The sequence below is a fragment of the Microbacterium sp. NC79 genome (assembly GCF_019061125.1).
Taxonomy (GTDB): domain Bacteria; phylum Actinomycetota; class Actinomycetes; order Actinomycetales; family Microbacteriaceae; genus Microbacterium.
On sequence record NZ_JAHQYI010000001.1, the window covers coordinates 1087233 to 1108667 of the forward strand.

The 21435-nt window shown below is 62.3% G+C and carries 19 protein-coding genes and 1 tRNA gene; 16 read left to right on the forward strand and 4 right to left on the reverse strand.

What is annotated here, in order from left to right:
• The first annotated feature begins 91 nt into the window (after positions 1-91).
• The 8 genes from ilvD (at position 92) to serA (ending at position 8619) form a co-directional block, all read left to right on the forward strand.
• Positions 92-1798 (forward strand): dihydroxy-acid dehydratase, encoded by a 1707-nt coding sequence (gene ilvD / locus KTJ77_RS04830; RefSeq protein WP_217337341.1) that lies wholly within the window; start codon positions 92-94, stop codon positions 1796-1798.
• A gap of 47 nt (positions 1799-1845) precedes the next feature.
• Positions 1846-3648: an acetolactate synthase large subunit gene (locus KTJ77_RS04835; RefSeq protein WP_217337342.1), complete on the forward strand. Its 1803-nt coding sequence runs from the start codon at positions 1846-1848 to the stop codon at positions 3646-3648.
• 2 nt (positions 3649-3650) lie between these two features.
• On the forward strand, positions 3651-4160 hold the full coding sequence (ilvN, locus tag KTJ77_RS04840) for an acetolactate synthase small subunit (RefSeq protein ID WP_217337343.1): 510 nt from the start codon (positions 3651-3653) through the stop codon (positions 4158-4160).
• Between the two features lie 28 nt (positions 4161-4188).
• A complete protein-coding gene (ilvC, locus tag KTJ77_RS04845; RefSeq protein ID WP_217337344.1) occupies positions 4189-5214 on the forward strand; it encodes a ketol-acid reductoisomerase in 1026 nt (341 codons plus the stop codon).
• Positions 5215-5303: 89 nt separating this feature from the next.
• Positions 5304-6032, forward strand: coding sequence for a copper homeostasis protein CutC (locus KTJ77_RS04850; RefSeq protein WP_217337345.1), 729 nt, complete (start codon positions 5304-5306; stop codon positions 6030-6032).
• A gap of 9 nt (positions 6033-6041) precedes the next feature.
• Positions 6042-6497: a hypothetical protein gene (locus KTJ77_RS04855; protein ID WP_217337346.1), complete on the forward strand. Its 456-nt coding sequence runs from the start codon at positions 6042-6044 to the stop codon at positions 6495-6497.
• Complete coding sequence (locus KTJ77_RS04860; protein ID WP_217337347.1) at positions 6494-6868, forward strand: hypothetical protein; 375 nt, start codon at positions 6494-6496, stop codon at positions 6866-6868. The genes KTJ77_RS04855 and KTJ77_RS04860 overlap by 4 nt, the downstream gene beginning before the upstream one ends.
• 158 nt (positions 6869-7026) lie before the next feature.
• On the forward strand, positions 7027-8619 hold the full coding sequence (gene serA, locus KTJ77_RS04865; protein WP_217337348.1) for a phosphoglycerate dehydrogenase: 1593 nt from the start codon (positions 7027-7029) through the stop codon (positions 8617-8619).
• Positions 8620-8665: 46 nt separating this feature from the next.
• On the opposite strand, the gene KTJ77_RS04870 is transcribed toward serA, so the two are convergent.
• Genes KTJ77_RS04870 through KTJ77_RS04880 form a run of 3 tightly spaced genes read right to left on the reverse strand, consistent with a single transcriptional unit; the run spans position 8666 to position 11032 of the window.
• Positions 8666-9763: a sensor histidine kinase gene (locus KTJ77_RS04870; RefSeq protein ID WP_367948835.1), complete on the reverse strand. Its 1098-nt coding sequence runs from the start codon at positions 9761-9763 to the stop codon at positions 8666-8668.
• Positions 9756-10427, reverse strand: a complete 672-nt coding sequence (locus KTJ77_RS04875; protein WP_217337349.1) for a response regulator transcription factor — start codon at positions 10425-10427, stop codon at positions 9756-9758. Before KTJ77_RS04875 ends, KTJ77_RS04870 begins: the two co-directional genes overlap by 8 nt.
• A gap of 56 nt (positions 10428-10483) precedes the next feature.
• A complete protein-coding gene (locus KTJ77_RS04880) occupies positions 10484-11032 on the reverse strand; it encodes a TetR/AcrR family transcriptional regulator (RefSeq protein ID WP_217337350.1) in 549 nt (182 codons plus the stop codon).
• A 72-nt stretch (positions 11033-11104) separates the two neighbouring features.
• Here KTJ77_RS04880 and KTJ77_RS04885 point away from each other — a divergent pair, with 72 nt between their 5' ends.
• The 8 genes from KTJ77_RS04885 (at position 11105) to KTJ77_RS04920 (ending at position 19821) form a co-directional block, all read left to right on the forward strand.
• Positions 11105-12646 carry an MFS transporter gene (locus KTJ77_RS04885; protein ID WP_217337351.1) on the forward strand — a complete coding sequence of 514 codons (1542 nt, stop codon included), beginning with the start codon at positions 11105-11107 and terminating at the stop codon, positions 12644-12646.
• Between the two features lie 25 nt (positions 12647-12671).
• Complete coding sequence (locus KTJ77_RS04890; RefSeq protein WP_217337352.1) at positions 12672-13718, forward strand: 3-isopropylmalate dehydrogenase; 1047 nt, start codon at positions 12672-12674, stop codon at positions 13716-13718.
• A gap of 40 nt (positions 13719-13758) precedes the next feature.
• Positions 13759-14847, forward strand: a complete 1089-nt coding sequence (locus tag KTJ77_RS04895; RefSeq protein ID WP_217337353.1) for a branched-chain amino acid aminotransferase — start codon at positions 13759-13761, stop codon at positions 14845-14847.
• A gap of 68 nt (positions 14848-14915) precedes the next feature.
• A complete protein-coding gene (locus KTJ77_RS04900; RefSeq protein ID WP_217337354.1) occupies positions 14916-15683 on the forward strand; it encodes a fumarylacetoacetate hydrolase family protein in 768 nt (255 codons plus the stop codon).
• The gene (locus KTJ77_RS04905) at positions 15680-16909 is read left to right on the forward strand and encodes an MFS transporter (protein WP_217337355.1); all 1230 of its coding nucleotides are present in this window, start codon (positions 15680-15682) and stop codon (positions 16907-16909) included. Before KTJ77_RS04900 ends, KTJ77_RS04905 begins: the two co-directional genes overlap by 4 nt.
• A 212-nt stretch (positions 16910-17121) precedes the next feature.
• On the forward strand, positions 17122-18633 hold the full coding sequence (gene gltX, locus KTJ77_RS04910) for a glutamate--tRNA ligase (RefSeq protein WP_217337356.1): 1512 nt from the start codon (positions 17122-17124) through the stop codon (positions 18631-18633).
• Positions 18634-18704: 71 nt separating this feature from the next.
• Positions 18705-18776 (forward strand) — tRNA-Gln (locus tag KTJ77_RS04915).
• 58 nt (positions 18777-18834) lie between these two features.
• Positions 18835-19821, forward strand: a complete 987-nt coding sequence (locus KTJ77_RS04920) for a diaminopimelate dehydrogenase (RefSeq protein WP_217337357.1) — start codon at positions 18835-18837, stop codon at positions 19819-19821.
• Between the two features lie 6 nt (positions 19822-19827).
• On the opposite strand, the gene KTJ77_RS04925 is transcribed toward KTJ77_RS04920, so the two are convergent.
• Positions 19828-21180 carry an HNH endonuclease signature motif containing protein gene (locus tag KTJ77_RS04925; RefSeq protein ID WP_217337358.1) on the reverse strand — a complete coding sequence of 451 codons (1353 nt, stop codon included), beginning with the start codon at positions 21178-21180 and terminating at the stop codon, positions 19828-19830.
• Positions 21181-21435 lie beyond the last annotated feature (255 nt).

The window sequence follows — 21435 nt, forward strand, 5'->3', positions numbered from 1 at the left end:
TGACAAAACGCTGATGTTGTGCACAGATCCGCGAGAACACGCGGATGTCACGCGGTTCGAAGCACCCTGGCATCCGGAATAGACTCGGCATATGTCTGCTTCTGAGAACATCATCGACATCAAACCTCGCAGTCGAGTGATTACTGATGGCATTGAGGCCACCACATCGCGCGGCATGCTTCGCGGTGTCGGCATGGGAGACGCCGACTGGGATAAGCCCCAGATTGGTATTGCGTCGAGCTGGAATGAAATCACGCCGTGCAACCTCAGCCTCGACCGTCTGGCGCAGGGTGCCAAAGAGGGCGTGCACGCGGGCGGCGGATACCCGCTGCAGTTCGGAACCATTTCGGTCTCTGACGGCATTTCCATGGGTCACGAGGGCATGCACTTTTCGCTCGTGAGCCGCGAGGTTATCGCCGACTCTGTCGAAACCGTCATGATGGCGGAGCGCCTCGATGGTTCCGTGCTTCTCGCCGGTTGCGACAAGTCGATCCCCGGCATGCTGATGGCCTCGGCACGACTCGACCTCTCCAGCGTCTTCCTGTACGCCGGCTCGATCGCACCCGGTTGGGTCAAACTCTCTGACGGCACCGAAAAGGAAATCACGATCGTTGATTCCTTTGAGGGCGTTGGCGCCTGTGTCGCAGGCAAGATGACGCCGGAAGACCTCAAGCGCATCGAGTGCTCGTTTGCCCCTGGTGAGGGCGCGTGTGGCGGTATGTACACCGCGAACACGATGGCTTCCGTTGCAGAAGCCCTCGGTCTCAGCCTTCCTGGTTCCGCTGCTCCGCCTTCGGCAGACCGCCGCCGCGACTACTTCGCGCACCGTTCGGGCGAAGCTGTCGTTAACCTGCTGCGCCAGGGCATCACGACCCGCGACATTCTCACGAAGGAAGCGTTCGAAAACGCCATCGCCCTGGCGATGGCGCTGGGTGGTTCCACCAACGTCGTGCTGCACCTGCTGGCAATCGCTCGTGAAGCTGAGGTCGAGCTCAGCCTGCACGACTTCAACCGCATTGGTGACAAGGTTCCGCACATCGCCGACATGAAGCCGTTCGGCAAGTACGTCATGAACGACGTTGACCGCCACGGTGGCATTCCCGTCATCATGAAGGCCATGCTCGATGAGGGTCTGCTGCACGGTGACGCACTCACCGTGACGGGCAAGACGCTCGCCGAGAACCTGGCTGACCTGAACCCTGACCCGATCGACGGTGAGGTCATTCACACCCTCGACAACCCGATCCACGCCACCGGCGGTCTCACGATTCTGCACGGCTCGATGGCTCCGGAAGGCGCCGTCGTGAAGTCGGCCGGATTCGACGCGGACGTCTTCGAAGGCCCCGCACGCGTGTTTGACCGTGAGCGTGCCGCCATGGACGCGCTGGCCGCAGGCGAAATTGCAGCGGGCTCCGTCGTCGTGATTCGCTACGAGGGTCCGAAGGGCGGCCCCGGTATGCGCGAGATGCTGGCGATCACGGCGGCCATCAAGGGCGCCGGGCTCGGAAAAGATGTACTACTCTTGACAGACGGACGATTCTCAGGCGGCACAACCGGCCTGTGCATCGGACACATAGCACCCGAAGCGGTGGACGCAGGTCCTATTGCTTTCGTGCGCGATGGTGATCTTATTCGGGTCGATATCGCAGCTCGCTCTCTCGATCTACTCGTTGACGAGGCCGAGCTGAGCTCCCGCCGTGAAGGCTGGGAGCCACTTCCCCCGCGCTACACCCGTGGCGTTTTGGCCAAATACTCAAAGCTCGTACGTTCTGCCGCTGAAGGCGCTGTCACGGGCTAACGGCCCCAAGACACCTCACTCGCATACGAAACGCAAGGATCATTTTCATGCCCGACGCCTCCGCATCGGCCGTGCCACGGCCCCCTGCTCGCACCGCTTCTGCGCCCGTGCTCTCGGGTGCTGAAGCCGTCGTCCGCTCGCTCGAACTGATTGGCGTCACCGACGTCTTCGGTTTGCCAGGCGGAGCCATCCTCCCGGTCTACGACCCGCTGATGGACTCTTCCGCTATCCGTCACATCCTGGTGCGCCACGAACAGGGTGCTGGTCACGCTGCCGAGGGCTATGCCTCCGCCTCGAACAAGGTGGGTGTGTGCATCGCAACCTCTGGTCCTGGTGCCACCAACCTGGTAACGGCTATTGCTGACGCCTACATGGACTCGGTGCCGATGGTTGCGATCACCGGACAGGTGTTCTCGACCCTGATGGGCACCGACGCGTTCCAAGAGGCTGACATCGTCGGCATCACGATGCCGATCACGAAGCACTCGTTCCTGGTCAAGACCGCCGAGGAGATTCCGGCCGCCCTTGCGGCAGCCTTCGAGATCGCCTCAACGGGTCGACCTGGCCCCGTGCTTGTCGACATCACAAAAGACGCGCAACAGGCTGAAGTTCCCTTCATCTGGCCGCCGAAGATTGACCTGCCTGGCTACCGTCCGGTGACGAAGGCGCACGGCAAGCAGATTCAGGCAGCAGCGCAGCTCATCGCTGACGCAAAGAAGCCGGTGCTGTACGTCGGTGGCGGCGTTATCCGCGCGAAGGCCTCGCAAGAATTGCTGACGCTCGCCGAGTCGACTGGTGCCCCGGTTGTGACGACGCTAATGGCGCGCGGTGCGTTCCCCGACTCGCACGAGCAGCACCTCGGCATGCCTGGCATGCACGGCACGGTTCCTGCTGTGCTTGCGCTGCAGGAATCTGACCTCATCGTGGCGCTCGGCGCTCGCTTTGACGATCGCGTGACCGGCAAGGCATCGCTGTTCGCCCCCAACGCGCAGGTCGTGCACGTTGACATTGACCCCGCCGAGATCTCCAAGATTCGCGTTGCCGATGTTCCCATTGTCGGTGACCTTGGTGAGGTTCTCGTTGACCTTGACGCGGCTTTCCGCGGCACGGTCGGCGCCACCAAGCCGGACATTTCCGACTGGTGGTCATACCTCGATGGCCTGCGTGACGAGTTCCCGCTTGGCTACGCTGAACCGAGCGACGGACTGATGTCGCCGCAGAAGGTCATCCAGCGCATTGGCGAGTTGACCGGTCCTGAGGCGATCTACGCCGCGGGTGTCGGCCAGCACCAGATGTGGACAGCACAGTTCATCAAGTACGAGCGTCCGAACTCGTGGTTGAACTCGGGTGGTGCCGGAACCATGGGCTACTCCGTTCCGGCAGCTATGGGTGCGAAGGTGGCAGAGCCCGACCGTGTCGTGTGGGCCATTGACGGTGACGGTTGCTTCCAGATGACCAACCAGGAGTTGGCGACCTGCGCAATCAACAACATTCCGATCAAGGTTGCCGTCATTAACAACTCGTCGCTCGGCATGGTGAAGCAGTGGCAGACGCTGTTCTACGACAGCCGCTACTCCAACACCGAGCTGAACACGGGTGCGGGCAGCATCCGCATTCCGGACTTCGTGAAGCTGGCAGATGCCTACGGCTGCCTCGGCATTCGCGTGGAGAAGGAAGAAGACATCGACGCCGCGATCAAGCTGGCGCTGGAGACGAACGACCGCCCCGTCGTCATCGACTTCGTGGTGTCGGCAGACGCAATGGTGTGGCCGATGGTTCCGCAGGGAGTAAGTAACAGCTTCATCCAGTACGCGCGTGAGCACGCGCCCAGCTTTGACGAGGAGATCTGATCATGTCGAGCCACGTGCTGAGTCTCCTCGTTGAGAACAAGCCCGGTCTGCTGACGCGTGTCGCTGGCCTCTTTGCCCGCCGCGGATTCAACATTGAATCCCTTGCCGTGGGCGTGACCGAAGTACCCGGTCTTTCGCGCATCACCGTCGTCGTTGACGTCGAAGAGTTGCCGCTGGAGCAGGTCACGAAGCAGCTCAACAAGCTGGTCAACGTGATCAAGATCGTGGAGCTAGAAAACGCTGCCTCGGTGCAGCGCGAACACATGCTGATCAAGGTGCGCGCTGACAATCAGACGCGCTCCAACGTGCTGGAAGTTGTCAACCTGTTCCGCGCCCAGATCGTTGACTACGCGCCTGACGCGCTGGTCGTTGAGGTCACGGGCGACAAGGGCAAGGTCGACGCACTGCTTCGCGCACTGGAACCGTTCGGCATTAAAGAACTCGCTCAGTCCGGCCTGTTGGCCATGGGCCGTGGCGGCAAGAGCATCACAGAGCGCGTTTTGCGCGGCTGAGAAAACCTAAGAAACAAGGAGTAAAGAAGTGACCGAACTCATCTACGACGCAGACGCAGACCTGTCGCTGATTCAGAGCAAGAAGGTTGCGATTGTCGGCTACGGCTCGCAGGGCCACGCACACGCACAGAACCTTCGCGACTCGGGCGTCGAGGTTGTCATCGCGCTCAAGGATGGCTCGAAGTCGATCGCTAAGGCTCAGGAAGAGGGCTTTGAGGTCAAGAACGTTGCTGACGCAACCGCGTGGGCTGACGTCATCATGATCCTGGCTCCTGACCAGCACCAGCGTTCGATCTACAACGACTCGATCAAGCCGAACCTGGCTGCGGGCAAGACGCTTGCCTTCGCGCACGGCTTCAACATCCGCTTCGGTTACATCGAGGCTCCCGAGGGCGTTGACGTGATCCTCGTCGCTCCCAAGGCTCCCGGTCACACGGTGCGCCGCGAGTACGTTGCTGGCCGTGGCATTCCCGACATCGTTGCGGTGGAAAAGGACGCATCTGGCAAGGCATGGGACCTCGCGTTCTCGTACGCCAAGGCCATTGGTGGTACCCGCGCAGGTGTCATCAAGACGACGTTTACGGAAGAGACCGAAACTGACCTGTTCGGTGAGCAGGCTGTTCTCTGCGGTGGTGTTTCGCAGCTCGTGCAGTACGGCTTCGAGACCCTGACCGAGGCTGGCTACCAGCCGCAGATCGCGTACTTCGAGGTGCTTCACGAGCTCAAGCTCATCGTTGACCTGATGTGGGAGGGTGGCATCGCCAAGCAGCGCTGGTCGGTCTCCGACACCGCTGAGTACGGTGACTACGTTTCCGGCCCGCGCGTCATCGACGAGCGCGTCAAGGACAACATGAAGGCTGTCCTCGCTGACATCCAGAACGGCGCCTTTGCAAAGCGTTTCATCGACGACCAGGACAACGGTGCAACCGAGTTCCAGGCTCTGCGCGAAAAGGCAGCACAGCACCCGATCGAGGCCACCGGCCGCGACCTGCGTGCGCTGTTTGCCTGGAAGCAGCAGGACGCTGACTACGTTGAGGGTTCGGCAGCTCGCTAAATCTGAATAACGGGAGGCCCGGTGCGTGAGCACCGGGCCTCCCGTCGTTGTGCGGACAACCCCACCAATCGCGACCGCATATTCGTAGAATGTCCCACGTGACATTGGTGGAAATTGCCGTGCAAGACGCGGCTGGTGTTCGGGCCGCACTCAACAACGGTGCGGATCGTGTCGAACTGGTGCAGGCGCTGTCGACCGGCGGGCTCACGCCATCGGCTGGGCTCGTGGACGCCGCGATTTCTGCGGCAGGTGGCGACGGCTCGCGGATCTGCGTATTGGTGCGACCGCGCCCAGGCGGGTTTGTTTACACCGCTGAAGAAGCGGCGATCGTGTGGGACGACATTCGCCGGCTCGTGCAACAGGGTGTGGGTGGCGTCGTGATTGGCGCGCTCACTCGTGACGGACTCGTCGACGTTGACGTCGTGCAGCGCTGGCAGGAGGCCGCCGCCGACAAAGAATTTGTGTTTCACCGCGCAATTGACGCATCGGCTGACCCGGACGCGGTGTTCGACACCCTTCTTGGCCTCGGCGTCCACCGTGTGTTGACCAGCGGTGGCACGCCGCGCACTATTGATGGCGTTGGCAGGCTATCCCGTTTCGTGCAACGCGCTGGCACCGCTCTTGAGGTGATGGCAGGCGGCGGGCTCGGGGTCGAGGACATCGCCGCGGTGCGCGCGAGCGGCGTCCACGCTGTTCATCTCTCCGCTCGCATGACGGCTGATGATGACGCCCCCACCGGTCCAGGTGGCGGGGGAGCGGGCTATGACATCACCGACGCCGGTATCGTGATCGCGGCTGTGGCAGCCGCGCGACAGTAGGCTGGATGCATGGCAACCAACCCCGAGCATGACGACGACGCTCTGTCCTGGGAAGGCGATGAGTCGCTCACCGCATCGCCCCAGCTCCAGCGTGGCTGGACCGCGGTCGGAAAGGGCAGTGAAAAGGTCGAGGTCATCGGTGAACCGACCGACGAACCCGCACCGTCCGGCATGTCCAACGCGACGTTGATCGGTCTCGGCATCGCTGGCGGCATCTTTGTGCTCTACACAATCGGGTGGATCATTGGCGGCGTGCGGCTTCAGCCGGACGGCGAGCTGTTGGCGGCCGGAACCATTCAGTATGGGATTGCGGCATGGGTTGCCGCAGCAGCACCGGCAGCATGGTTTGCCGCGGCGATGTACCTCACTCGGTCGTCGAAAGCGTGGATCCGGTTTGCGTGGCTCATTGCCGGCGTCATCGTGCTGGTTCCGTGGCCGTTTGTCATGGGAGGGGTCGGCGCATGACCGACATTGCGGAGAACTCAGACCACGTGCTGAAGACTCGTTCGCCGTTGTGGATGATGGCGACGGTGACCGGCGTCTTCGGCCTGGCGTTTGCGTATACGGTGTTCAGCGCCATTGGTGCGCTCATGCAGCAAGCAGGCGGCGCTTACGCGCTGACGGCAACCGGCTGGACCGTCTTGATCGCCGCCATTGTGGTTCCAATTCTCATCTTCGTCGCCGTCGTGGCTTTCGGTATCCGCCGCACCATAGGCGAATATGTGTTGCTATTGCTCGCCGGGTACGCACTGGCGCAGGTGTACTGGATAAATACGCTGTCACTCATGTTGACTTCGGGATGTTCGTTTGTGAGCGGTAATCCGTTCTGCGGCTAAATCGGTTTTTCGAAAGAACCGCGGAACTTACTCGCCGTCATGAACGTCACATGAACAAGACGGCATGCGCACAAGAGTAGGCTGGCCCTTGAGCGTCCCGATGATGTGCGGCGCACGACCTTTCCCCCTTCGCGTTAAAGCACTAAAGGATAGTCCCTGTGTCGAAGCCTGTCGTCCTCCTTGCCGAGCAACTTTCACCAGCCACCGTTGATGCGCTTGGTCCTGATTTTGATGTGCGTGAGGTGGACGGTACTGACCGTCCGGCCCTCCTCGCCGCCCTCGCCGATGCCAACGCCGTTCTCGTGCGTTCGGCAACGCAAATTGATGCCGAAGCACTCGCTGGTGCCCCGAAGCTGAAGGTTGTCGCCCGTGCGGGTGTCGGCCTCGACAATGTTGACATCAAGGCAGCGACCGCCGCCGGCGTCATGGTCGTTAACGCTCCGACGTCGAACATCGTGTCGGCCGCTGAGCTGACGGTGGGCCACATCCTTTCGCTTGCCCGTCACATTCCGGCTGCGCACGCATCGCTTGCCGCCGGCGAGTGGAAGCGTTCGAAGTACACCGGTACCGAGCTGTTCGAGAAGACGCTCGGCATTATCGGTCTCGGCCGTATTGGTGCACTCATCGCGGCACGCATGCAGGCTTTCGACATGCGCGTCGTCGCATACGACCCCTACGTCACGAGCGCTCGCGCGCAGCAGCTGGGCGTCGAGCTCGTCAGCTTTGATGAGCTGCTCGAGCAGAGCGACTTCATCACGATCCACATGCCGAAGACGCCGGAAACGACGGGCATGATCTCGACCGATCAGCTCGCGAAGATGAAGAAGAGCGCCTTCGTCATCAACGTCGCGCGCGGCGGCCTCATCGACGAAGACGCGCTGTACACGGCACTCACCACGGGTGAAATCGCCGGCGCTGGCCTCGACGTTTTCGTTTCCGAGCCGCCGACAGACAAGAAGCTGCTCGACCTGCCGAATGTCGTGGTCACCCCGCACCTGGGTGCATCAACGGACGAAGCTCAGGAAAAAGCTGGCGTCTCAGTTGCTCGCTCCGTGCGCCTCGCCCTCGGCGGCGAACTGGTTCCGGACGCTGTCAACGTCGCTGGCGGTGCCATCGACCCGTACGTTCGCCCGGGTATTGCCCTGGTCGAAAAGCTCGGTCAGTTCTTCTCCGCGCTCGCGAAGTCGCCGCTCACGAGCCTCGATGTCGAGGTACACGGTGAGCTCAGCGGCTACAACGTTGATGTGCTGAAGCTGGCAGCGCTTAAGGGCGTCTTCACAAACATCGTGAGCGAGAGCGTCTCGTACGTGAACGCTCCGCTGCTTGCTGAGCAGCGCGGCGTTGAGGTGCGTCTGCTGGTTGATGACAAGAGCGACGAGTACCGCAACGTCATCACGCTGCGCGGTGCGCTGTCTGACGGCTCGCAGCTCTCGGTTTCCGGAACGCTCACCGGCCCCAAGCAGATCGAAAAGCTGGTTGGCATCAACGGCCACCCGGTTGAGCTGCCGATCGAGAAGTTCCACATCGTCATGCTGTACACCGACCGCCCCGGTATCGTCGCGGTTTATGGTCAGAAGTTCGGCGAGGCTGGCATCAACATCGCCGGTATGCAGATTGCTCGTACCGAGGCTGGCGGCCAGGCGCTGTCTGTCCTGACGGTTGACTCGCCGGTATCGGATGATCTCCTCGACGAGGTACGCGCGGCAATTGACGCCGACGTCTTCCGTCAGATCGAGATCACCGAGTCGTAATTCGGGAAGGAATCCCTCGCACTTCGGTGCGGGGGATTTCTCGTTTCTACCCTTCGGCGAAGCGCGCGGTGACGGTGAGACCGCCCTCCGCGCGCGGCTGCAACACGAGTGAGCCGCCGTGCACACGCACAATGGTCGCGCTCAGAGCGAGCCCGAGCCCCGCGCCCGTGTCGTCGCGCGCGGTGGTGCGCTCGCCGCGAGCAAATGGTTCCGTCAACGTCGCAACGATGTGCGGCGAAAGCTGCGCGCCGGTGTTTACGACGCGCAGTACCGCGGCAGAATCGTGTACCGCAACCTGCACGAAGACCCGCTTCTGGCGGTGCGTCGGCGCGTTATGCGCGATGGCGTTGTGAATCAGGTTGCTGGCGAGTCGGTCGAGCAGCCCCGCGTTGCCCAGCACGTGCGTGGGGTGCAGATCCGTTTCCAGCGTCACACCCTGCTTGTCGGCAATGAGCTGCAGCACTTCGAGCGCTTCTTCAACGATGAGGGAGAGATCAACTGACTCCATGTCGGGCTTCACACTGTCGAGCCTGGCGAGCAGGAGGAGCGCGTCAGCCGATGAGGCCGCTCGGTCGTTCAACAATTGCAACTGGGTAAAGACCGCGGTGGCATCACGCTCGGGATCAGCCTGTGCAACATCCAAAACTGACCGGGTGATCGCGAGGGGAGTGCGCAGCTCGTGAGAAGCGTTCGCGGCAAAACGCCGCTGCGCGTTGACGGTGCTCTCGACTGAATCCAGCATGCTGTCAAAGGCATCGGCAACGTCACGAAACTCGTCCCTCGGCCCCGGCAACGCGACGCGCTTTGATAAATCCCCCCGGCTAACGCCGTGCGCCACCGTGGCGATCGCGGTGAGCGGCTGCAGAATGCGTCCGGCAAGAAACCAGCCGCCGACAAATGCGAGCCCGCTGATCGCGAAAAACGCTGTCGTCGCAATCGGCATGAAGACTTCCATAATGTCATCGCGGCCAGGCATCCACATGCCGCTATCGAGGGAGTAGTTGCCCGTTGGTAAATACCGCAGCACCCACAGCGCCGTCACGACCCACAACGCGCCGCTGGAGATCACGGCGACGGCGGTGATCACGAGGGTGAGGCGGACGCGCGCGGAGAGCCCGGGAACGCGCCGGATCGACTCAGCCACGAGGTTCCGCCGCCATCCGATACCCCACACCCGCGACCGTCTCGATCAGGTCGGGCTCACCCAGGCGCTTCCGTAGTGCAGAAATCGTGATGCGTACCGCGTTGGTGAACGGGTCAGCGTTTTCGTCCCACGCCCGCTCGAGGAGCTCCTCAGCGCTCACCACACCGCCACCTGCCGTCACAAGCACCTCCAGCACGGCAAACTGCTTTCGTGTGAGCGCAACGTACCGATCGTCGCGATAGACCTCGCGCCGGAACGGGTCGAGGCGCAACGATTGCCACTCCAAGACCGGGGGAGTGGCGGCGGCAGAGCGGCGAGCAATGGCGCGCAGGCGAAGGATGAGCTCGCGCATGGCGAATGGCTTGGTGAGGTAGTCATCCGCGCCCAGCTCAAAGCCGGTGGCCTTGTCGTCGAGGCGATCGGCGGCCGTCACCATGATAATGCGGGTGGCTGGCTGGTTTTCGGTCACCCAGCGCGCGACATCGTCACCAGAGACGCGCGGAATGTCGCGATCCAAGACGATGGCGTCGTAATCGTTGATGGTGAGCGCCTCAAGCGCAGATTCTCCGTTATACGCGACGTCGGCGGCGATCGCCTCAAGCCGGAGGCCATCACGCACAGCGCTCGCCATCACACGTTCGTCTTCGACAATCAACACTCGCACGATGCGAGCCTACGAGGTTGGGCCTATCGCTGGCGTATGAAAACTCGAGAGCAGCGTCAGGCAGCGGGCGATTGCACGCCAGCAGCGGTGGTCACCATGGTGATGAGCGCTTCCATGTCGGCAATTTCGGGCACGGAACCAATAGTGAGGGCGTTGTTGAAGTACACGCCGTCAGACACCAGGAGGATGAGCTCGAGTCCAACCTCGCTCTCGACGAAGGGTTTGAGAGCGTCATGCCACGTCACGCGCAGGCGGCGAATGGCTTCGACGGACAGGGCGGAACCATTGGAGGCGAGGCGGCCGACCGCCGTGATGGCACGGTCTAGTTCGTCGCCCGTTTGCGCGGATGATCGAATAAACGCTGCGGCCACCCCGGAGGGGTCGGCCAGCATCTCGTCCATATCGAGCGCGACAAGATGATCCATGCGCTCGATGAGCGCCTCCTCGAGCGCGATCTTTGAGGCGAAGTGGTACAGCAGTCCACCCTTGGAGACGCCGGCTTCTGCGGCCACACGATCCATGGTTGCGGCGCGTTCGCCCTCAACGAGGAGAACGTGTTCGAACGCGTCGAGAACCTTTTCGCGGGCGAGGGGAGGGCGGCTCATACCTTTATCCTTCCATGCATCTGTATTCTGATACTATACCGGCTAGACGGTTCAGTAACTTAGAGGATTTTCATGTCAGTCGACACCCACGCACTCCGCACCGACAGCGCCACAGGCAAGGTGAGCTGGCGAGGGTGGGTCGCGCTCGCCGTGCTGATGCTGCCGGTGCTTTTGGTGTCTGTCGACAACACCGTGTTGAGTTTCGCGCTGCCAGAAATCGCTATTCACCTCGAACCCACCAGCACCGAACAACTCTGGATCATTGATGCCTACCCGCTCGTGCTGGCGGCGTTGCTGGTGACGATGGGCACGATGGGAGACCGCTTCGGTCGCCGCAAACTGCTCCTCATCGGTGCCACCGGCTTTGCCGCAATCTCCGTGGTCGCCGCCTTCTCCACATCAGCAGGCATGCTGATCGCCGCGCGCGCCGCAATGGGCTTCTTCGGCGCGATGCTGATGCCGTCGACGATGTCGCTGTTGCGCTCGATCTTTACGGACCGTGACCAGCGCCGGCTGGCTGTCGCTATTTGGGCGGCGGGCTTCTCCGCTGGCTCCGCCCTGGGCCCCATCGTCGGTGGCATTCTGCTCGAGCACTTCTCGTGGGGTTCCGTCTTCCTGCTTTCCGTTCCCGTGCTGGTGCCGCTGCTGATCTTCGCGCCCATGCTGGTTCCGGACACGAAAGACCCGAACCCCGGTCGCCTCGACCCCATCAGCATTGCGCTCTCGGTCGCCACGATGGTTCCGATTGTGTTCGCGATCAAGGAAGTCGCGGTGCAAGGCTTCTTCCACCCGGTTTCGCTTTTGTTCGTTGTTGGCCTGATCTTCGGATGGCTCTTCGTGCGCCGCCAGTTGCGCCTTGAAGAGCCGATGCTCGATATGGCCCTGTTCCGGATGCCGGTGTTCTCGGGTTCGATCATGGTCAACCTGTTGAGCGTGATCGCGCTCGTTGGCTTCCTGTACTTTGTGGCGCAGCACCTGCAACTCATCGTGGGGCTCAGCCCGCTCAACGCCGGCCTCGCCCTTGTGCCGGGACTGGTGGTGATGATCATTGCGGGTCTTGTCGTGGTTCCGATCTCCGCACGTGTGTCGCCGCACATCCTGATTCCCAGCGCCCTGGTGTTTTCGGTCATCGGATACGTTGCCGTCGCGTTTGCCACGGATGAATCTGCCGTTACGACCCTCATGCTCGCGTTCGTGTCGCTCGGCATCGGTATCGGCATGGCCGAGACCGTGTCAAACGACCTCGTCCTCGGTAGCGCACCTGCCGCGAAGGCGGGCGCGGCAAGTGCTGTCTCTGAAACCGCCTACGAGCTGGGGGCGGTACTCGGAACCTCGATTCTGGGTGGCATTCTGACCGCGCTGTATCGCTCGAGCATGATCGTTCCCGACGGTGTGCCTGTGGCCGTCGCTGACGCCGCGCGCGAGACGCTGGCTGGCGCCGTGCTGGAAGCAGAAAAGCTGGGCGGAACCATGGGTAACGATCTGTTTGCTGCTGCGGCGCACGCGTTTGATTCGGGTGTGACGGTGACGGCGTTGATCGGCGCCGGCCTCATCGTGATCGCAGCAGTAATCGCGGGGACTACGCTGAAGGGTAATGCGCCCGCATCGGAGTGAGGCGCCCACCCCTCTAAGGAGAGCAATGTCGCGCGTCGTCAAGCTGGCTGTTATTCCCGGTGACGGAATTGGCCCCGAGGTTATCGCCGAGGCCGAAAAGGTTCTCGCCGCGGTCACCGCAGACTCGGGCGTCACGTTCGACAAGACGCGATTCTCGCTGGGGGCTGCGCGCTACCTAGAAACGGGCGACACCCTGACGGACGAAGACCTTGCCGCGATTTCATCGCACGACGCGATTCTGCTGGGTGCCGTTGGCGGCGTTCCCGGTGACCCCCGCCTGAAAGACGCCAACATTGAGCGTGGTCTGCTGCTGAAGCTGCGCTTCACCCTCGACCACTACGTCAACCTCCGTCCGTCACGGTTGTACCCGGGCTTCAGCGGTCCGCTCGCAAACCCCGGTGACATCGACTTCGTCGTTGTGCGTGAAGGCACCGAGGGGCCTTACGTCGGTAACGGCGGCGCCATTCGCGTGGGCACGCCGAACGAGGTGGCCAATGAGACCAGCGTCAACACGGCTTTCGGTGTCGAGCGCGTGGTGCGATTCGCTTTCGCGCAGGCACAGAAGCGTCGTAAGAAGCTGACGCTTGTGCACAAGACCAACGTTCTCGTGAATGCCGGTGGCCTGTGGCAGCGCATCGTGAACGAGGTGGCGCCGGAGTTCCCCGAGGTCGCCGTAGACTATCTCCACGTCGACGCCGTGACAATCTTCATGGTCACAAACCCGTCCCGCTTTGACGTCATCGTCACCGACAACCTCTTCGGTGACATTGTGACCGACCTGGCAGGTGCCGTAACCGGCGGTATCGGCCTTGCGGCATCCGGAAATATCAACCCGGATGGTGCCTTCCCCTCGATGTTCGAGCCCGTTCATGGTTCCGCACCCGACATCGCAGGCAAGCAGCTCGCTGACCCCACAGCTGCCATCGGATCGATCGCGCTTCTTCTTGAACACCTCGGCCTCGACGCCGAAGCTGCTCGCGTGACTCGCGCGATCGAGGAAGACGTCGCACACCGCGGCGACGCAAAGCGAACCACAGCCGAAATCGGCGACGCCATCGCTTCGCGCGTTTAGGCGTAACCTAGATAACGCAATTCACTCACTAGGAAGTGACATGACGACACAATCTGCTCCCTCCCTGGAGTTCCAGGTCACGCGCAACCTTGCTCCCAAGACGGATGCCGAGCGCGCGGAGATCCTGAAGGATCCGGGATTCGGTAACTATTTCACCGACCACATGGTCGACATCTGCTGGTCAGAGAACGGTGGCTGGCACCGCCCGCGCGTGCAACCGTACGGGCCGATCGCTCTTGACCCTGCGGCCTCGGTGCTGCATTACGGTCAGGAAATCTTCGAAGGCATCAAGGCCTACCGTCACGCTGACGGCAGCATTTGGACCTTCCGTCCCGACCAGAACGCGCAGCGCCTGCAGCGCAGTGCGCGCCGCATGGCGCTTCCGGAGCTTCCGGAAGAGTACTTCCTGCAGTCTCTGAAGGAAGCCATCAAGGTCGACGGTGCGTGGGTTCCGTCTGGCGATGACCAGAGCCTGTACTTCCGGCCCTTCATGTTCGCGAAGGAGGCGTTCCTGGGTGTTCGCCCCGCGAAGAAGGTCGCGTACTACCTGATTTCGAGCCCTGCCGGCGCCTACTTCACCGGTGGCGTGAAGCCCGTCAACATCTGGCTGAGCGAAGACTACGCTCGCGCAGGCAAGGGTGGCACGGGTGCGGCGAAGACCGGCGGCAACTACGCGGCATCGCTGCTCCCGCAGGCAGAGGCTTATGAGAAGGGCTGCCAGCAGGTTGTCTTCCTCAATGAGCACGGTGACGTCGAAGAGCTTGGCGGCATGAACGTGATCTTCGTCTACAAGGACGGAACCGTTGTCACCCCGAAGTCAGACTCGATTCTCCCTGGCATCACCCGCGCATCCATTCTGCAGCTCGCAGAGGACCGCGGGCACAAGGTGGAGAGCCGCCCGGTTTCGCTGAAGGAATGGCGCGATGGCGTCGCCTCCGGCGACATTGTCGAGGTGTTCGCGTGCGGTACGGCCGCCGTGGTTACCCCGATCGGCCTGCTCAAGGGCACGGACTTCGAAGATGTCCAGCCGACGGGCGAGTTGGCATTGTCGCTGCGTGAAGAACTCACCGACATTCAGTACGGCCGCCGCGAAGACAAGCACGGCTGGCTTTACCGCCTCGACGCGTAACACGGTGACGAAGACTCCGCACAGAAGTGCGGAGTCTTCGTCGTTTCTCGGAGCGATAGGCTGGGGTGGTGAGGATTGCACGCTTTAGCCACAATGACGCGATCAAGTACGGCATCGTCGATGAAACCGATCTCGTGGTGCTCGCCGGTGACCCGATGTTCGCCGGATTCGAGACTACGGGGGAGCGGATTCCGCTCGCTGACACCGCGCTCCTGGCGCCAGTCATTCCCCGCTCCAAGGTGGTGTGCGTCGGCCTCAACTACGTCGATCATGCATCCGAGGTTGCCATGGAAGCGCCGGTGGAACCGCTGCTTTTCTTGAAGCCGAACACCGCAGTGGTAGGCCCGGGCGACGCGATCGTGCGCCCCAAGCAATCCCAGCGCACCGAGTTCGAAGGTGAGCTGGCGGTCGTGATCGGCCGCATCGCGAAAAACGTCTCAGCCGACAATGCTCTCGACTATGTGTTCGGCTACACGATCGGAAACGATGTTTCTGCTCGCGACCTTCAGTTTGCTGACGGCCAGTGGGCACGCGCCAAGGGTTTTGATACGTTCTGCCCGCTTGGGCCGGCGATCGAGACTGACTTTGACCCGGAGACGGCGCGCATCACGACCTCGCTGAACGGCCAGGTCAAGCAGGATGCCCCGCTGAGCGACATGATTTTCTCGGTTGCCGAGATCATTGCGCACGCATCCGCAGCATTCACGTTGCTGCCCGGTGACGTGATTCTGACAGGAACTCCTGCCGGGGTTGGCCCGTTCGTCGCCGGCGACAAGATTGAGGTCGCCATCAGCGGCCTCGGCACACTGCGCAACACAGCACGCGACGCCGCATGACCACGGCGCTTGCTGTTGATGTTTCCCGCATCCAGCGCCGCACCGTCGGCATTCTCGCGACGGGCCAGGTGCTTAGCGGGGTTGGCTTTGGTGCCACCGTTTCGCTCGGTGCGCTCCTCGCCGCAGACATTTCCGGCAACGACGCGTTCTCTGGGCTCGCAACCGCTTCGGTGACGCTCGGCGCCGCGATCTGTGCCATTCCGCTGGCTCGGATGGCAGCCAGGCGCGGTCGCCGCATGGCGCTCACACTCGGCAACCTGCTTGCCCTCGTCGGCATCGCCACGGTGATTACCGCAGCGGGGATTCGCGTTTTCCCGCTTCTGCTCGTCGGCATCTTGATGATTGGCGCAGGAAACGCCGGCAACCTGCAGTCACGCTTCGCCGCAACCGACCTTGCCTCAGCGAAGCGTCGCGGACGCGATCTCTCCGTCGTCGTGTGGGCCACCACCGTGGGCGGCGTTGTTGGCCCGTTGCTGCTGACACCGGGTGAAGCGATCGGTGCGGTGCTGGGTATGCCGAAAAACACCGGCGCCTACGTGTTCTCCCTCGTCGCTGCCGCGCTGGCATTTGTGCTGTATCTGCTTGCGCTGCGGCCAGACCCACTGAAGCTCGCCCAACAGATGGAATCCAGCGGTGCCGCCAAGGCGGGCCTCCAGGTGTCGGTCGATCAGCCCCGCATTGCGCGCTACGCCATCTTTGCTGTGGCTGGCTCTCACGCTGTGATGGCGAGCGTCATGGCGATGACTCCGGTGCATCTCGCGCATATGTCGCCCGAGAATGTGACGACCGTCGTCGGCATCACGATCGCGCTGCACGTCGCGGGAATGTACGGTCTTTCACCGGTTTTCGGTATCTTGGCTGACCGCGTTGGCCGCGTACCCGTCATTCTCCTCGGTCAGGCTTTGCTCGCTGCCGCGCTCATCGTTGCGTTCTTCGGTAGCCACAGTGAGGGTGGCGTGATGGCGGCGCTCATTCTGCTGGGACTGGGGTGGAGCGCGGCAACCGTGGCAGGTTCCGCTCTCCTCACGGAAGTGACCGAAACCTCAAAGCGTCCGAAGCGTCAGGGCATCAGCGACTCGCTGATGAGCCTGTGCGCGGCCATCGGCGCGGTGCTTGCCGGTCTCGTGCTGGCTGCCGTGGAATACCGCGGGCTCGCGCTTGTTGCCATGGGCGTCGTGGTTGCGGTGATTGCACTGTCGCCGCTCGCCCTGCGTCGCCAGAAGTAGTCACTGCAAGATAGCGGCCCTCGGCTCCGATGCCGCCCTGACGTCGCGAACATCCGGCAAGAATCAGCACGCCGATCGCCGCTGCTGTCGTACCAGCCAATCGTCTCATGGTGCTTCTCCTCGATCCGATGGTTCCACTTTGCGCCATTATCGGGCGTTTGCGCCAGGGGAGAGGCAGAAAGTCAGCCGAGACAGGCGTAAAATGGATCGCGATGTCTAGCGCACCTGATTCTCGTACCACTACCGTCACCGGAGCCGACGTTCGCGTTCGGTTCTGCCCGTCGCCTACCGGCCTGCCGCACGTCGGCATGGTTCGCACGGCGCTCTACAACTGGGCGTACGCGCGCCACACCGGGGGCAAGCTGATCTTCCGTGTCGAAGACACCGACGCTCAGCGTGACAGCGAGGAAAGTTATCGGCAGCTCGTTGACGCGCTGACGTGGCTCAAGATCGACTGGGATGAGGGTGTTGAGGTTGGCGGACCGCACGAGCCGTACCGTCAGTCGCAGCGCGCTGACATCTACGCAGGCGTGCTGGAGAAGCTGATCGCTTCGGGCGCCGTGTACGAGTCGTACTCGAATGCCGAGGAAATCGACGCACGTAACGAGGCGGCAGGCCGCGCCAAGCAGCTCGGTTACGACAACTACGACCGCAACCTTACTGAGGAGCAGAAGGCGGCGTTCCGTGCTGAGGGCCGTGAGCCCGCGTACCGCCTGCGTGTTCCTGACCAGGACTTCACGTACGTTGACCTGATTCGTGGCGAGGTGACGTTCCCTGCCGGATCCTTCCCGGACTTCGTGATTGTGCGTGCGGGCGGTCACGCCCTCTACACGTTCACCAACCCGGTTGATGACGCTCTCATGGGCATCACGCACGTGATCCGCGGTGAAGACCTGATGCCGTCGACGGCTCGTCAGCTCGCGCTGTACGGTGCGCTGATCGACGCTGGTGTGACGACGTTTGTGCCGCGCTTCGGCCACATGCCGCTCGTGCTGGGGGAGACCGGCAACAAGAAGCTTTCCAAGCGCGACCCGCAGGCAGACCTGTTCCTGCAGCGCGACAAGGGCTTCATCCACGAGGGTCTGCTGAACTACCTGTCGTTGCTCGGCTGGTCGATTGGCCCCGACCGCGACATCTTCTCGCTGGAAGAGCTCGTTGCGGCCTTCGACATTGCCGATGTCAACCCGAACCCGGCTCGCTTCGACCAGAAGAAGGCCGAGTCGATCAACGGTGACCATATCCGCATGCTCGATGTCGAAGACTTCGCTGAGCGCACGGTGTCGTACCTGACGGCTGCTGGCGTTATTGGTAACGAGCCGACCGCTGAGCAGCGTGAACTGATTTCGGCTGTCGCGCCGCTCGTGCAGGAGCGCGTGCAGTTGCTCGGTGAGGTTCCGGGGCTCGTGGGCTTCTTATTCACCGACGAGATTGACTACGCAGAGGATGCCCTCAAGGGTCTGCCTGCAAACTATGTCGACGTGCTTGAGGCGAGCGCTGCTGCGCTTGAGGGTGTCGATGCTGGTGACTTCACGGCAGCGAACATTCAGGCTGCGCTGTCGGCTGCGCTGATCGATGGTCTCGAGTTGAAGCCCCGTGTGGCTTATGGTCCGCCGCGCGTTGCGATCAGCGGACGCCGCATTTCGCCGCCGCTGTTTGAATCGATGGAACTGCTCGGCAAGGAGCGCACTTTGGCGCGTCTGAAGGGGCTCGCGACTCGCGCGTGATTCCACTCAGTTTGGTTGGTGGCCGCATCTCGGGTAATGTATTTCCTTGGTAAGACACCAACCAAAAACCTTGGGGTATGGTGTAATTGGCAACACGGCGGTTTCTGGTTCCGTTGTTCTTGGTTCGAGTCCAGGTACCCCAGCAAGTAGAAAAGACCCGCGGATTTCCGCGGGTCTTTTGCTTTGCGGCAGGATGAGAACATGAGCGAAAACATTCGAATCGGCATCGCTGGCTATGGCAACTTGGGGCGCGGCGTTGAAGTCGCGATCGAGAAGAACCCCGACATGAGTCTGGTCGGAATCTTCAGTCGTCGAGAACCCTCGCAGGTCACGCCGTTGCGCGAGACGACGCCGGTCTTTTCGATGGACACGCTCGCCGATCGCACCGCCGACATCGATGTGCTGATTCTGTGCGGTGGTTCCAAGTCGGACCTTCCTGAGCAAGGGCCAGCGCTTGCCGCGCTGTTCAACACCGTTGACAGCTTTGACACGCACGCACGTATTCCCGAGTACTTCGACGCTGTTGATGCGCCTGCGAAGGCCGCTGGTAAGACGGCGTTGATTTCGGCCGGGTGGGACCCCGGAATGTTCTCCATCAACCGTCTGTACGCGCAGTCGCTGCTGCCTGACGGTGAAACGTACACGTTCTGGGGTCGTGGTCTCAGCCAGGGCCACTCGGATGCGGTGCGCCGCATTCCCGGTGTCGCGGGGGCTGTGCAGTACACGATTCCCTCCGACGCCGCGATGGACGCGGTGCGCAGCGGCGCCCGCCCGACGCTCGCCACCAACGAAAAGCACACCCGTGAGTGCTTTGTGGTGCTCGCTGATGGTGCTGACGCCGCCGACGTGGAGCGCGCGATCGTCACGATGCCGCACTACTTCGACGAGTACGACACCACCGTGCACTTCATCTCGGCCGATGAGCTGGCGCGCGATCACAGCGCGATGCGTCACGGTGGCGTTGTGGTTCACAGTGGTGAGACGAGTGACGGAACCTCGCAGGTCGTCGAGTATGGGCTGACACTTGCGAGCAACCCCGAGTTCACCGCGAGTGTGCTCGTGACGTACGCGCGCGCTGTTTACCGTCTCAGCGCCCAGGGTCAGCATGGCGCCGTCACGGTGCTCGACGTGGCGCCCTCGCTGTTGTCGCCGAAATCTCCTGCGACCCTGCGTGCTGAACTGCTCTAGGGGCTGTTAGGCGGCGATGTCGTATCTGGCGCGGCCGCCGAGGCGTGGGGTTTGTGCCGGGTCGACGGTGGCGGGTGGGATGATCCACACTTTCGATGTGCGTTTGGTGCCGTCGACGTGGATGTTCCAGCCATTGTCATGAATGCGATGGTGGCAGCTCGTGCAGAGCAGGACGCCGTTGCTGAGATCTGTTGGCCCGGTATCTCGCTGCCACCATCTAATGTGATGGGCTTTTGTCATGTGGGGTGGGAGTCCGCACATGACGCATCCGCCGTCTCGTTCAACGAGGGCCAGGCGTTGAGCCCTCGTGAAGAGTCGCTTTTCACGTCCCCAGTCGAGGATCTCTCCGTCGGATCCGAGGACTGCGGGGATGACTCCACCGCTTGCGGCCATTTGCCTGCAGGTGCTGATGCTGATGGGCTGGTCGGTGCCGTCGATCGTGGCGACACCGGTGCCGGCGGTGAGGTCATCAAGGCTCACGCGGACAATGACGGTCGCGCCCGTGAGCGGGAGGCCGTTGTTGTCGCATCCGGTGATGTGCTCGCAGATTGCGGTGAGGGCGTCTGCTTGGAGTTGCGCGACGGTGCGGTGGTCTGCTTCTGTGTCGTCTGCAGTATCGCCGTCGTTCGTTCGTGCTTGGAATGTCGCCGTCACCCATGCGTCGATGGCTGCCTTTACCGGAGTGCCCGAGGCGACGTCGGTGCAGAAGTTTATAAACAGTGAGCCGTCGCGCTCGTACATTGTGAGGGAGCGGTTCGCTCGCGCTTCTTCTTCCCGCGGCTCGACGCCGTCAGGGTTCAGCCAGGCTTCGGCGTGAGTTACGAGCTTGCGCACCTCGTGGAGCGTCAGCCCCGATGACTGCTCTACGAGGAGCGCCTCCGCCTCGGCTACGCGCTCGACAGTCGTGTGCAGTCGCACCCGATCGAGGAGGCCGACGATGAGTGAGCCTGCATCGGCGGCGATCGTGCCGCGATGGATTGCGGCTTCAACGGCCGGATACTTTGCAGGCAGCCGCTCGCCCAGCAGATTCGAGCGTGGTGCGGTCGCTTTGCCGAGCTTCGTCAACTTGGCCGCTTCGCCCGTCGACCCGCCCGTTGTCGCGGCAATCAGAGTCGCTGAATTGCGAAACCCCTGCTGCTTCGACAGGCTGTCTGGCCCCAGTTCGGGTCGCGACTCATGATCAATCCCCGCCGCGACCTCCGTGTGCAACCCGTCGAGCCGGCGTCGCAAGGTGCTAATCGCCGCGTTCGCAGCCAACAACTGTTCGCGGCTCAGATCGGCCCCACAGTCAGCGTCATCCCACGCAACCTCAAGAGACGCGACGGCCTCAAGAAGCGGGGTGAGATGTGGATTGGTCATGCCCTCATTGTAGTACACATATACTAGTCGCGCAATATTTTTCTCGAAACTTTGTACTAATGCATTGATTCGAGACATGCTCTGTTCATCACCCGCGAGGCTGGTGCGCCGCCTGCCGTCCGCAACCAGTGGCCAGCAGTCTGTAACCCGCGACGCGCGCGACGGCCCCTTAGCCGGCCGCCGGTGGCCGGCCGCCCACCATCAGCAAATTGCTGTCGAGCAGATGGGTGCCCCGCAGCTGCATCATGTAACCCA